Source organism: Paraburkholderia sp. BL6669N2 (assembly GCF_003387275.1).
GTDB lineage: Bacteria > Pseudomonadota > Gammaproteobacteria > Burkholderiales > Burkholderiaceae > Paraburkholderia.
Genome location: NZ_QUNA01000001.1, coordinates 944,643 through 957,541, shown reverse-complemented (window position 1 = coordinate 957,541; position 12,899 = coordinate 944,643). Strand labels below are relative to the sequence as shown.

Below are 12,899 nucleotides of genomic sequence, written 5' to 3'. Positions count from 1 at the left end.
TCCGCTGGGGTTGTGGGCTCGACTGTAGCGCAGAAATGCAGTTTCGGAACATCGGTCCGAAAATATTGCGATGCCGCATCATGACTGACAAGGCTTCGGGAGAACGCACGGGTAAACGATGAGCGAGATTTATCACAGAAACGGAACAGCGTTCCTTTTACGGTGCTATATTGCGCCAAAAGGGAGCATCCCGGCGCGAGAGCGGGACATTACCCAGGGTGAATTACCCGATAACTGGACGCGAAGTCCATGGAGGAGGCATGAAGCTCAAGAAGGCCATCGACCGCATTCCTGGCGGCCTGATGTTGGTGCCGTTGCTGCTCGGCGCCTGCGTCCACACATTTGCGCCGGGCGCGGGCAAGTACTTCGGCTCGTTCACCAATGGCTTGATCTCCGGCACCGTGCCGATTCTGGCGGTGTGGTTCTTCTGCATGGGCGCGACCATCGATCTGCGGGCGACCGGCACCGTGCTGCGCAAGTCGGGCACGCTGCTGGTGACGAAAATGCTCGTGGCGTGGATCGCGACCATCATCGCCTCGCACTTCATTCCAATCGACGGCGTCAAGGCCGGACTCTTCGCCGGCTTCTCGGTGCTGGCGATCACGACGTCGATGGACATGACTAACGGCGGTCTCTACGCGGCCGTGATGCAGCAATACGGCACCAAGGAAGAGGCGGGCGCGTTCGTGCTGATGTCGATCGAATCCGGCCCGCTCGTCAGCATGATCATTCTCGGCGCGACCGGTGTGGCGTTCTTCGAGCCGCGCCTGTTCGTCGGCGCGGTATTGCCGTTTCTGGTCGGCTTCACGCTGGGTAACCTGGATGGCGAACTGCGCGAGTTCTTCGGCCGGTGCGTGCATCCGCTGATTCCGTTCTTCGGCTTTGCGCTCGGTAACGGCATCGACCTCAGCGTGATCGTGAAGAGCGGCTTGCCGGGCATCGTGCTGGGTCTCGGCGTGATCGTCGTGACGGGCATACCGCTGATTCTCGCGGACCGCTGGATCGCGGGCGGCAATGGCGCGGCGGGACTGGCGGCTTCGTCGACGGCAGGGGCCGCGGTGGCGAATCCGGCGATCATCGGCGAGATGATACCGAGCTTCAAGCCGCTGGTGCCGGCCGCGACGGCGATGGTCGCGACGGCCTGTCTGGTGACTGCGATTCTGGTGCCGATCCTCACGGCGATGTGGGTACGCCGGCATCATGCGCGCGACGCGTTACACGAGGAGTTCGCAAGGGCAGCGGCTGGCAACGCGCCGCCCCTGAATGAACGGGACGTCCATGTGTAGCGCAGCAAAAGCGGCTCGCTTTCGCTCTAATCGAAAAGCGTAAGCGGGCCGCGCGCCGGTGGTTTTGTTATCGCGCCAGCTTTGCTTCGAGCATCGCCTTCACTTCATCCCATTCCTCGTCGATGATGCTAAAGCGCACCGAGTTGCGCTTACGCCCGTCCGGCATGATGCGTTCGTGCCGGACCACGCCTTCCTGTTTGGCGCCGATGCGCAGGATCGCCGCGCGCGATTTTTCGTTGAGTTCGTCGGTGGTGAATTGCACGCGCACGCATTGCATCGTTTCAAACGCGTGAGTGAGCAGCAGATACTTCGCCTCGGTGTTGACCGCCGAGCGCTGCGCCGATGCACTCAACCACGTGTGGCCGATTTCGAGCTTGCGGTTCACCCGGTCGATCTTCCAGAACCGCGTGCTGCCGACCAGCGCGCCAGTGTCGCGGCGCACGATCACGAACGGCATCACGGTGCCGGCAGCGCGGCCTTCGAGCGCGGCGGCCAGATAGCTGTCGATGGTGCCGGGACCGGGCACGACGGTCAGCTTCATATTCCACAGTTGGCCGTCCGCGGCGGCGTCGAGCAAACCTTGCGCGTGTTCCCGCTGAAGCGGCCGCAGTTCCACGGTCTTGCCGGTCAACGTGGGTTGCATGAGTCCTGAAGTCGTATCGTTCATGACAATAAAAAAAGTCCGCGAGAAATGACTCGCGGACCCGGTACGGTGGTCTAAAAACAGGCGGCGATAACGCCGCCCGGTTCCGCCTTAAACCGACATCACCGATACCGCCTTGGTGACCAGATAGCCTTCCATTGCTTCCGGACCGCCTTCCGAACCGTAGCCCGAATCCTTCACGCCGCCGAACGGCATTTCCGGCGACGGCGTGGCCGGCTGGTTGATCCACAGCATGCCGACTTCCAGTTGCTGCGACAGCAGATGCACGTTGGTGAACGACTTCGTGAACGCGTAGCCGGCCAGACCGTACGGCAGACGGTTGGCTTCGGCGATTGCTTCCTCGAGCTTGTCGAAGCCGCGGATCGCGGCGATCGGGCCGAACGGCTCGTTATTGAACACGTCCGATTCGAGCGACACGTTGGTCAGCACGGTCGGCGCAAAGAAGTTGCCTTCCGAGCCCACGCGCTCGCCGCCCGTCTCGACCTTGGCGCCGGTCTTGCGCGCATCGTCGAGCACCTTGCTCATCGCCGTCAGACGACGTGCGTTGGCGAGCGGGCCGAGTGTGGTGCCTTCGGCGAGGCCGTCGCCCAGCTTGAGGCCTTCAGCATGCTTCACCAGCGCCGCGGCGAACTCTTCGCGAATGCTGTTGTGCACCAGGAAGCGCGTCGGCGAGATGCAGACCTGGCCGGCATTGCGGAACTTCGCGCCGCCCGCGGCCTTCACGGCGAGCGCCACGTCGGCGTCTTCGGCCACGATCACCGGCGCGTGACCGCCCAGTTCCATCGTCGCGCGCTTCATGTGCGCGCCGGCCAGCGCCGCCAGTTGCTTGCCGACCGGCGTCGAGCCAGTGAACGTCACCTTGCGGATCACCGGATGCGGGATCAGGTAGCCCGAAATTTCAGCGGGATCGCCGAACACCAGACCGACCGTGCCCGCCGGCACGCCGGCTTCGACGAAAGCCTGCAGCAGTGCCGCCGGCGACGCCGGGGTTTCTTCCGGCGCCTTGACGAGGAACGAGCAGCCGCATGCGAGCGCCGCGCTCAGCTTGCGCACGACCTGGTTGACCGGGAAGTTCCACGGCGTGAAGGCGGCGACCGGGCCGATCGGTTCCTTCAGCACCAGTTGCTGCGCCGCGAGGTTGCGCGACGGCACGATGCGGCCGTAGACACGGCGGCCTTCATCGGCGAACCACTCGATGATGTCCGCGGCCGCCAGCACTTCGACGCGTGCTTCGGCAAACGGCTTGCCTTGCTCCAGCGTCATCAGGCGGCCGATGTCCGAGGCGCGCTCGCGGACCAGCGCGGCGGCTTTGCGCATGGTCGTGGCGCGCTCGTTGGCCGGCACCTTGCGCCAGGCTTCGAAGCCGCGTTGCGCGGCGGCCAGCGCGCGGTCCAGGTCGGCGATGCCGGCATGCGCCACTTTGCCGATGGCCTTGCCGGTAGCAGGATTGATGACGTCGAGGGTTTTGCCGCTGGCGGCATCGCACCACTCGCCGTTGATCAGAAGTCGGGTATCGGTGTAGTTCGAGGTTGCCATGCTGAAGTTCCTATGTAGGGGAAAACGACAAGGCCGCGCGGTCGTGAATATCGAGCTGGACCTGCGCGGGCCCTGGATGGACTGCCGATAACCAAACAGTTTATCTGATTGCATCGAATCGCACCGGCGGGCCGCCGGCTATGGTGCGCGGCACGCGTCTTGCGACGGCGTTGTCGCGGCGTCGAGAAAACGGGCAAAGCAACGCCGCGCAAAGAAGCGTAGAGTCGAGCGGCGGAGGCAGAATCCGGCGCACCCGCGGCGGCGGGCGAAGCTCGGCGAAAGCAGCCCAATCAACCCAGATGCACAGAGGAATCGACATGCCAACCGGTACAGTGAAATGGTTTAACGACGCGAAAGGTTTTGGCTTCATCACCCCCGACGACGGCGGCGAAGATCTGTTCGCGCACTTCTCGGAGATTCGTTCCGAAGGTTTCAAGTCCTTGCAGGAAAACCAGAAGGTCAGCTTTGAAATCAAGCAGGGGCCGAAAGGCAAGCAGGCGGCGGATATCAAGCCGGTCTGAGGTCATGGCCGGCGCGCACGCGCAATGCGTGCGCACCGGCCATCATTGCGCGTCACCCACACAAAAAAACGCGTCTCGTTCACACGCATGACATGAAGCGCGGCGAGCGGAGTCGCCCGCACGATCCTCTCTAGTACATCTAATCCGACGCCTGTTTCGAAGCACATGAAACAGCGCGGCCGGCATCGTCAGCGCCCATATTTTCCTTAAGGTTTCCTTCAGCTTTGCTCCGTAGTATTTGCGCGACTCCCGCTTCCCGGCGGGACAATAGTTCCGATAGTCTGTCGACAGAGAACTGAAAGCGCCAACTCAAGGCTTGCTGGAGCATCCATGAAAACCCTGTTCTTGCAGGCGCCGTCGTATGACGGCTTCGATGGTGGCGCGGGTTCGCGCTATCAAGCCAAGCGTGAAGTCCGCTCGTTCTGGTATCCGACGTGGCTCGCGCAGCCCGCGGCACTCGTGCCCGATAGCCGCGTGCTCGACGCGCCCGCCGACGGCGTCTCGGTCGAGGCCACGCTCGACATCGCCCAGCATTACGATCTGGTGGTGATCCACACCAGCACGCCGTCCTTTCCCACCGACGCGCTATTCGCCGAAGACCTGAAAAAGCGCAAGCCGTCGCTGCTGGTCGGCATGGTCGGCGCCAAGGTGGCGGTCGATCCGCACAATTCGCTGACCGCGAGCGAAGCGATCGATTTCGTATGCCGCGAGGAATTCGACTTCACCTGCCAGGAAGTCGCCGAGGGCAAACCGTTAGCGCAGATCAAAGGCCTGAGCTACCGCAACCGTGACGGCTCGATCGAGCACAACGAAGCGCGCCCGATTCTCGAAGACATGGACGAGCTGCCGTTCGTGGCGCCCGTGTACAAGCGCGATCTGAAGATCGAAAACTATTTCATCGGCTATCTGAAGCATCCGTACGTATCAATCTACACGGGCCGCGGCTGCCGCTCGAAATGCACCTTCTGTCTGTGGCCGCAAACCGTGGGCGGGCATCGCTACCGCACGCGTTCGGTCGAGAACGTGCTGGAAGAAGTGAAGTGGATTCGCGACAACATGCCTGAAGTCAAGGAGATCATGTTCGACGACGACACCTTCACCGACTTCAAGCCGCGCGTCGAGGAAATCGCTCGCGGCCTCGGCAAGCTCGGCGTGACGTGGTCGTGCAATGCCAAGGCGAACGTGCCGTACGCGACGCTCAAGATCATGAAGGAAAATGGCCTGCGCCTGCTGCTGGTCGGCTACGAATCCGGCGACGACCAGATCCTGCTGAACATCAAGAAGGGCTTGCGCACCGACATCGCGCGCCGCTTCAGCGACGATTGCCGCAAGCTCGGCATCAAGATTCACGGCACCTTCATTCTCGGGTTGCCGGGCGAAACGCAGGACACCATCCAGAAGACGATCAAGTACGCCAAGGAAATCAATCCGCACACGATCCAGGTGTCGCTCGCCGCGCCGTATCCGGGCACGACGCTCTACAACCAGGCGGTCGAAAACGGCTGGCTCGAAGAGAACAAGGTGATCAATCTCGTGAGCAAGGAGGGCGTGCAACTCGCGGCGATCGGCTATCCGCATCTGTCGCGCGAGGAGATCTACCATCAGCTCGAAAACTTCTATAAGCGTTTCTATTTCCGCCCGTCGAAGATCTGGGAAATCCTGCGTGAGATGCTGACGAGCTGGGACATGATGAAACGGCGCTTGCGCGAGGGCGTCGAATTCTTCCGTTTCCTGCGCGCCCACGAGGCGTGAGCGCCGCGCACCTGCTCGCCGTCACGCTGGCCTATGCGTGCGCGGCGTGCGCGGTTTTCGGCGTCGGCTACACCGTGCTCGCCGGCGCGTTGATCGGACGGTTCTTCGCGCGAGCGGTATCCGAGCCGACTGCCTTTCCGCCGGTCACGATCGTCAAGCCGCTGCACGGCAACGAGTGGGCGTTGCTCGCCAATCTGTCGAGCTTCTGCCGCCAGGATTATCCCGGACCCGTGCAATTCCTGTTCGGCGTTCACGACTCGGCCGACCCCGCGCTGCACACCGTCGACGACCTGCGTCGCCTCTATCCCGACGCGGACATCACCGTCGTGGCCGACGCGCGCCTGTACGGCCCGAATCGCAAGATCAGCAATATCCTCAACATGCTGCCGCAAGCGCGGCATGACGTACTCCTGTTCGCTGACAGCGACGTCAGCGTCGGTCCGGACTATCTGCGCAATGTGATCGGCGAGCTGGAGATGCCGGGCGTAGGTCTCGTCACCTGCGCGTATCGCGGACAGCCCGATCCGGGCTTCTGGCCGCGCCTGTCGGCCAAGGCAACCAATTATCAGTTCCTGCCGGGTGTCGTGACCGGTCTCGCGCTCGGGCTTGCGCGCCCGTGCTTCGGGCAGACCATCGTGATGCGCCGCGATACGCTCGAAAAAATCGGCGGCTTTACGCCGTTCGTGCGGCATCTGGCCGAGGATCATGCGATCGGCGAGGCGGTGCGCCTGCTCGGCGAGAAGGTGGTGATTCCGCCGTTCACGATCTCGCATGCGTGCGTCGAATCGAGCGCGGCGCAACTGATCGCGCATGAACTGCGCTGGAGCCGCACCATTCGCCGCATCGATCCGCTCGGCCATCTAGGCTCCGCTCTGGTTCATCCGTTCGCGTTCGCGTTGCTCGCGGTGCTGTGCTCGGCCGGCGCGTGGTGGGCGTGGTCGCTCGCGCTCGCCGCCATGGGCGCGCGGCTGGCCTTGAAACTGCTGTCGGATCGCGCGTTGAAGCAGGCGTATCGCGACCTGTGGCTGCTGCCGTTCTGGGATATCGTATCGTTTGCGATTTTCGTCGCGAGCTTCTGGTCTTCGCGCGTGATCTGGCGAGGCATCAGCTTCAAGGTGGACGGCGACGGCCTGTTGTCGGCGGCCCAGGACGAATGAACGGCGGTACGGATCGGCAATGATGCAGAAGGTTTTTAAAGCAGTGGCTAAAAGCAGGGCAACGCGCCTGAAGCGCGCGCACGAGGTGCGCGCGTGATGAAACATCTCGGCCGTATCGCCGCGTTAGCCGGCTTGCTGGCGTCACTCTGGCTCGTCTGGCACGACAACCCCGGCGCCGTGCTTGGCGCGCTGCGCGCGGCCGGCGCGGGACTGCTGCTGGCCGCGCTCGCGCACGTGCTGCCCATGCTGGCCAATGCCTGCGACTGGCGTTCGCTGATTCGCGGCGCGAATCGTCCCGGTCTCATCAATATGCTGCACCTCGTGTGGGTGCGCGAATCGGTGAATAGCATGCTGCCGGTGGCGCGCATCGGCGGCGAGGTCGTGTCGTTTCGCATGCTCAGACGTTGGGGCGTGCGGCCGTCCACGGCGGTGGGCAGCATCGTCGTCGATATGCAGCTGACGGTGATCAGCCAGCTGCTGTTCACGATGGTCGGCATCGGCTTTCTGTTCGCCCATGCGCATTCCGACACGCTGCGGCTCGCCGGACAGCTGGCGTGGGGCGTGGTGGTGCTTACGCCGCTACTGGTGCTGTTCGCGCTGGTGCAGCACGCGAGCCCGTTCGAGCGCATCACGCGCGCGCTCAATCATCTGACGAGCGGCAAGCTCGCCGCGCTGGTCGGGCAGTCGGCGCAGATCGATCAGGCCATCAGGCTGATCTGGCACCGGCGTGGCGCGGTGCTGCGCTATCTGTTCTTCTGGCAACCGCTGCAGTGCTTCCTCACGTCGCTGGAAATCTGGCTGGCGCTGCACTTTCTCGGCGTGCAGGTCACGCTCGTGGAAGCCGTGGTGATCGAATCGCTGATCCAGGCGATCAGCAGCGCGGCGTTCTTCGTGCCGGGCGGGCTCGGCGTGCAGGAGGGCGGCTTCATCCTGATCGGCGGCGCGCTGGGCCTCGATCCTTCCACCTGTCTTGCGCTGGCCGGCGCGCGCCGGATTCGCGATCTGGTGATGTTCGTACCCGGCCTGATTGCGTGGCAGTTCGCGGAGTCGTCGAACCGGGCGCCGGAGCGCGCGTTCGAGCGCGCGCCTTAAAGGCGCACGTCGCGTGGCGTAGCAGCACCGGCACGAGGGCGCCACGGTTCGCGGCGCGCGGGGCGCATGGCCACAAGCCAGCGCGCCCTCACAAGCCGGGCGCGTCGATGCGAGACCGCGTCTGCATTCTCCTCAACTCGCCTGCGCATAAGCCGGAAACGACACCTCGACGGCGAGCCCGCGCTCGCCGATGCCTTTGCCCAGACGCAGGCTCGCGCCAAAATGCTCCGCGATGCGCGCGACGATCGAAAGACCCAGTCCGCTGCCAGTGGCCTGATTGCCCGTCGCGCGAAAAAAGCGATTCGTCAGACGGTCGAGGTCGCCCGCCTCGACTCCGGGGCCGTCGTCGCGCACGGTCACCTGCACGCGGTCTTGCGCGTGCTGCACCGCCACTTCGATGCTGCCGCCGGCGTGCCCGTACTTGATCGCGTTATCGAGCAGATTGTCGAGCAGGATGCCGATCAGCACAGGCTCGGCGTCGATCTCGGCGCGCAGGTCGCCGAGCAGCGTCACGTGAATGTCTTTCTGTTGCGCGTTGCGCTCGTTGGCGAGCAGCGCGTCTTTCGCCACCGTTGCCGGTTTCAGCGGCGCGGTCGAAATTTTTTCATGCACGTCCAGACGCGCGAGCAGCAGCAACTGCTCGGCGAGCCGCGCGCTGCGATCGACGCCTTGCACCACGCGTTCCATGGCCAGCCGCTGCCGCGCCGTGTCCGTTTCCGCCAGCGCGACTTGCGCCTGCACCTTGATCGCGGCCAGCGGCGTTTTCAGTTCGTGCGCGGCGTCGGCGGTAAACGCGCGTTCGCGCTCCAGCGAATGCAGCAGACGCGACAACAGCAGATTGATTGCATCGACGAGCGGGCGCACCTCGGTCGGCGCGCGGCCGATGTCGACCGGCTCCAGCCGGTTGACGTCGCGCGAACGGATGGCGCGCGAGAGCAGCCTGAGCGGCGCCAGACTCCAGCCGATGCTGAGCCACACCATAACCGCCAGCACCGGCAGCGCGACCAGCGTAGGGCGGGCAATGCGGCTCGCCACGCCGCTCACCAGATCGCTGCGCGTATTGGCCGGTTCGAACACTCGCACCGTATGGCCGAGCGCGGTGTCGCGCAAGGTGAACGAGTGATACATCTGGCCGCCGAGCGTGATGTCCCGCGTGCCGCTCACCGCCGGCACCGGCAGATCCCAGGCATTGAGTTCGCGCAATTGCGGGCTGCCCGCCAGCACCTCGCCGTTCGCGCCGCGCACCTGGAAGAGCGCGTCGCGCGGCAGCGCGTCGTCGTCGTCGCGGTCGTTGGCGCCTGGCTCGCCGCCTTTTTCTTCCTCACGCACGTCGATGCGCGCATTGGCGAGCGTGGTGAGATTGCGCTGATCGAGCAGGGCGAGAATCTGCGCGAGTTCCGCGAGACGCGCCTCTTCCCATTCGGCGACCTCGCGGGTGGCCTGACGATAACTCGACACCAGCGCCACGCCCCAGACCAGCGCGATGCTGGTGAGAACCAGCAGCACGAGACGCCGGCGGATCGACGCGCCCATCATTCTTTCTCCACGACGTAGCCGATATTGCGCACCGTCTTGATCAGCTTGGCGCCGAGTTTTTTGCGCAGATTGGACACGTGCACCTCGATCGCGTTGCTCTCGATTTCTTCCTGCCAGCCGTACAGGCTTTCTTCGAGACGCGAGCGCGACTGGGGAATCCCCTGGTTGGTCAGCAACTGCATCAGGATCGCCCATTCGCGCGAGGTGAGCGGCACGCGCGTCGTGCCCACTTCGACAGTTTGCGCGGCCGGGTTGACGGTCAAATGCTGATAGCGGATCTGCTCGACGCTGCGACCCTGCGCGCGGCGCAACAAGGCCCGGCAGCGGGCGACCAGTTCGGTCAGATCGAAGGGCTTGCCCAGATAGTCGTCGGCGCCCGCTTCGAGGCCGCCGACACGGTCGACCACCGTGCCCCGCGCGGTCAGCACCAGCACCGGCACGTCCTTGCCCGAATCGCGCAGCCGTTTCAGCAGTTCCATACCCGACACGCGGGGCAGGCCGAGATCGAGCAGCACGAGGGCGTAGGCGGTGGTGTCGAGCGCGAGACCGGCCTTGTGGCCGTCGCGCGCCCAGTCGACCGTGAAGCCGGCCTGACGTAGTCCCGCTTCGATGCCGCAGCCGATCAGATCGTCGTCTTCTACGAGGAGTACGCGCATGAGTCCGTTTTTTCCATTCGATGTTTCATTGCAAGGCAACCGCAATATTTAAGCAAGCCTGCAATGTAATCCGAAGTTTAACCATGTTGTCATCACTCGCTTTATACGCTTACTTGCTTAAGGTTTCCTTCAGCTTGGATCGCTACTATCGCCCCTCAACAGGTCACGAGACCCAGCCATGAAGCCAGCCACCGTCGACATGCTGCGCGCCCACCTGATGGTGGCCTCGCTCACCGCCATGGGCGCCGAAGTGCTCGCCTGCGTCGCGCTGCTGGTACTGCCGGTTTCGCAGAGCGCCTTCAGCTCCATGTCGTTCCGTCTGCTCGCCATTGCCGTGATTTTCAGCGGCGTGATCGTGACACGCCAGTTCGCGCATGCCGCCTTCGAACTCGCGTTGCAGGGCCGTTTCGCCACGGGCGTGAGCCGACCTTCGCGGCCGGTCGCGATCGCCGCGAATTGTCCGCGGCGCTGGCTCGTGATTCTTCATCTGCGCCTGACCGGCAGGGCGTTCGTGCTGGCCGAGCACTGACGGAAGCGGACGATGGCGCCGCACGCAGTGACGGCATGTCAATGGGTTCTGCTGGCCGTCTGCTTGAGCGCGTCCCTGTACGCGCTGCTGGCGGCGGTCGCGATGCCGTTCTTCAGTTCGCGCCGCGGTGCGGCGGGTCGCACCGCTCATTCTTCCTCGCACGTTTCGCAACCGCAGCGGCGCTTCGCGCAGGTCGGCGTCAGCGTGCTCAAGCCACTGTGCGGCGCGGAGCCGCGTCTGTACGACAATCTGCGGACCTTTTGCGAGCAGCGTCATGCGCATTTTCAGCTCGTGCTCGGCGTGTCCTCGCCGGACGATTCCGCGATTGCCGTGGTGTGCCGTTTGCAGGCCGCCTATCCGTCGCACGATATCGAACTCGCCATCGACGCGCGCGTGCACGGCAGCAACCTCAAGGTCAGCAATCTGATCAACATGGCCGCGCGGGCACGCCATGAGGTCATCGTGATCGCCGACAGCGACATCGCCGTCGAAGCCGATTATCTCGACAGCGTGGCCGCGCCGCTCGCGGATCCGCGCGTGGGCGTGGTCACGTGCCTCTACGTGGCGCGCGGCATCGGCGGCTTCTGGCCGCGCGTGGGCGCGCTCTTCATCAACGAATGGTTCGCGCCGTCGGTGCGGGTCGCGCACGCGGCCGGCTCGCGCCGCTTCGGCTTCGGTGCGACGCTTGCGTTGCGGCGCGCGACGCTCGAACGCATCGGCGGTTTCGAGGCGCTGAAAAACTGTCTCGCGGACGACTACTGGCTGGCTGAACACGTGCGCGCGCTTGGCCTGCAAACCGTGCTCTCGCGCGCGATGGTGGCGACCGACGTGATCGAGCCGACGTTTTCCGCCTTGTGGCAGCGCGAAACGCGCTGGCTGCGCACGATTCGCTCGGTGAATGCGCCGGGTTTCGCGTTCCTCTTCATCACCTTTCCCACGCCCTGGCTATTGGCCGGCGCGTGGCTGAGTGCCGGCCTTGCGGCCGCTTCGCCGGATGCGGTGCACGCGTGGGCCGCGTTCACGAGCGGGGCCGGGGCCGCTGCGGGTCTCGCCGCGCGTCTGTTGATGCATCTGCGCTCGGCGCGTCGTGAGCGCACCTTCTGGCGCGATTTGCCGCTCGTGCCGCTGCGTGATACGTTGCTGGCGTTGCAGTGGTGCGCCGCCGTGTTCGGCTCGCATGTGATGTGGCGCGGTGCGCGCGTGCCCATCGAGGCTGCGGCGTCGAAGGCCGCGCGCAACGGCGCGTTGAATGTGATGGACGTGATGGAGGCGTCGGATGGCGGCTAAGCCACGCGCATTGATCGTGACCGCCGACGATTTCGGTCTGCACGCGCGAGTGAATCTGGCAGTGGAGCGAGCGCATCGCGAGGGCGTGCTGAGCGCCGCCAGCCTGATGATCGGCGCACCGGCCGCGAGCGACGCGGTGGCGCGCGCCCGCGCGTTGCCGCGCTTGCGTGTCGGCCTGCATCTGGTGCTGGCCGACGGCGACCCGCTCGCGCCGCGCGCGGCGATTGCGGCCTTGCTCGACGAGCATGGCCGCTTCGGCGACAACATGGTGCGCGACGGCCTGCGATTCTTCTTTTTGCCGCACGTGCGCAAGCAGCTTGCGCGGGAAATTCGCGCGCAGTTCGATGCCTTCGCGCAGACCGGCCTGACGCTCGATCATGTCAACACGCACAAGCATTTTCATTTGCATCCGACGGTGCTCGGACTGATTTTGAAGATCGGCCGGGAGTATGGGATGAAGGCGATGCGCTTGCCGTTCGAAGCGAACGCGCCGCTATGGTTGCGGCCGTGGATCGTGCGGGTCAAGACGCGTCTGGATCGCGCCGGCATTGCGCATAACGATTACGTGGTGGGGATCGCGGATAGCGGCCGGATGGATGAGGCAGCGTGGCTGGCGGCGCTCGCCGATCTGCCGCATGGGGTGGGGGAAATTTACTGCCATCCCGCGGTGGCGGGGGAGCGGGCATTGAGCGACGGAATGAAGATGTACCGGCACGAGGATGAACTGCGCGCGTTGTTGTCGCCGAAAGTGGCGATGGCGATCCGGGCGGCGGGGGTGCGGGTTGGCGGGTTCGGGGATGTGCTGAAGGTGTAGGTTCGGTTCACTTCGTCGACTGATCTGACTGTGCGCCCGCCGCGAGCCGCGGGCGCACAGAAGCGAAGC

At 64.6% G+C, this 12,899-nt stretch carries 12 protein-coding genes; 8 read left to right on the top strand and 4 right to left on the bottom strand.

Going from position 1 to position 12,899, the window contains the following annotated elements; genetic code table 11:
- The first annotated feature begins 260 nt into the window (after nt 1-260).
- Nucleotides 261-1,286 (top strand): 2-keto-3-deoxygluconate transporter, encoded by a 1,026-nt coding sequence (gene kdgT / locus B0G80_RS04305; RefSeq protein WP_116117119.1) that lies wholly within the window; start codon nt 261-263, stop codon nt 1,284-1,286.
- A 67-nt stretch (nt 1,287-1,353) separates the two neighbouring features.
- On the opposite strand, the gene B0G80_RS04300 is transcribed toward kdgT, so the two are convergent.
- Together B0G80_RS04300 and B0G80_RS04295 are read right to left on the bottom strand one after the other, a co-directional pair.
- Nucleotides 1,354-1,953: a GNAT family N-acetyltransferase gene (locus B0G80_RS04300; RefSeq protein WP_116117118.1), complete on the bottom strand. Its 600-nt coding sequence runs from the start codon at nt 1,951-1,953 to the stop codon at nt 1,354-1,356.
- Between the two features lie 87 nt (nt 1,954-2,040).
- A complete protein-coding gene (locus tag B0G80_RS04295; RefSeq protein WP_116117117.1) occupies nt 2,041-3,486 on the bottom strand; it encodes an NAD-dependent succinate-semialdehyde dehydrogenase in 1,446 nt (481 codons plus the stop codon).
- Nucleotides 3,487-3,803: 317 nt separating this feature from the next.
- Here B0G80_RS04295 and B0G80_RS04290 point away from each other — a divergent pair, with 317 nt between their 5' ends.
- The 4 genes from B0G80_RS04290 to B0G80_RS04275 all read left to right on the top strand — a co-directional run bounded on the left by B0G80_RS04290 (nt 3,804) and on the right by B0G80_RS04275 (nt 8,008).
- Complete coding sequence (locus tag B0G80_RS04290) at nt 3,804-4,007, top strand: cold-shock protein (protein WP_007181784.1); 204 nt, start codon at nt 3,804-3,806, stop codon at nt 4,005-4,007.
- 330 nt (nt 4,008-4,337) lie between these two features.
- Nucleotides 4,338-5,759 (top strand): hopanoid biosynthesis associated radical SAM protein HpnJ, encoded by a 1,422-nt coding sequence (gene hpnJ, locus B0G80_RS04285; RefSeq protein WP_116117116.1) that lies wholly within the window; start codon nt 4,338-4,340, stop codon nt 5,757-5,759.
- On the top strand, nt 5,756-6,916 hold the full coding sequence (gene hpnI / locus B0G80_RS04280; protein WP_116117115.1) for a bacteriohopanetetrol glucosamine biosynthesis glycosyltransferase HpnI: 1,161 nt from the start codon (nt 5,756-5,758) through the stop codon (nt 6,914-6,916). The genes hpnJ and hpnI (B0G80_RS04280) overlap by 4 nt, the downstream gene beginning before the upstream one ends.
- Before the next feature lie 96 nt (nt 6,917-7,012).
- Nucleotides 7,013-8,008 (top strand): flippase-like domain-containing protein, encoded by a 996-nt coding sequence (locus tag B0G80_RS04275; RefSeq protein ID WP_116117114.1) that lies wholly within the window; start codon nt 7,013-7,015, stop codon nt 8,006-8,008.
- Between the two features lie 132 nt (nt 8,009-8,140).
- Here the strand turns inward: B0G80_RS04275 and B0G80_RS04270 are convergent, their stop codons facing one another.
- Entirely contained in the window at nt 8,141-9,544 is a 1,404-nt protein-coding gene (locus B0G80_RS04270; RefSeq protein ID WP_116117113.1) for an ATP-binding protein, read from the bottom strand.
- Entirely contained in the window at nt 9,541-10,200 is a 660-nt protein-coding gene (locus B0G80_RS04265) for a response regulator transcription factor (RefSeq protein WP_106284334.1), read from the bottom strand. The genes B0G80_RS04270 and B0G80_RS04265 overlap by 4 nt, the downstream gene beginning before the upstream one ends.
- A gap of 178 nt (nt 10,201-10,378) precedes the next feature.
- On the opposite strand from B0G80_RS04265, the gene B0G80_RS04260 reads away from it, so the two are divergent.
- Genes B0G80_RS04260 through hpnK form a run of 3 tightly spaced genes read left to right on the top strand, consistent with a single transcriptional unit; the run spans nt 10,379 to nt 12,830 of the window.
- The gene (locus B0G80_RS04260; protein ID WP_116117112.1) at nt 10,379-10,729 is read left to right on the top strand and encodes a hypothetical protein; all 351 of its coding nucleotides are present in this window, start codon (nt 10,379-10,381) and stop codon (nt 10,727-10,729) included.
- 12 nt (nt 10,730-10,741) lie between these two features.
- The gene (gene hpnI / locus B0G80_RS04255) at nt 10,742-12,016 is read left to right on the top strand and encodes a bacteriohopanetetrol glucosamine biosynthesis glycosyltransferase HpnI (RefSeq protein ID WP_116117111.1); all 1,275 of its coding nucleotides are present in this window, start codon (nt 10,742-10,744) and stop codon (nt 12,014-12,016) included.
- Entirely contained in the window at nt 12,006-12,830 is an 825-nt protein-coding gene (hpnK, locus tag B0G80_RS04250; protein ID WP_116117110.1) for a hopanoid biosynthesis-associated protein HpnK, read from the top strand. The genes hpnI (B0G80_RS04255) and hpnK overlap by 11 nt, the downstream gene beginning before the upstream one ends.
- Nucleotides 12,831-12,899: the final 69 nt, after the last annotated feature.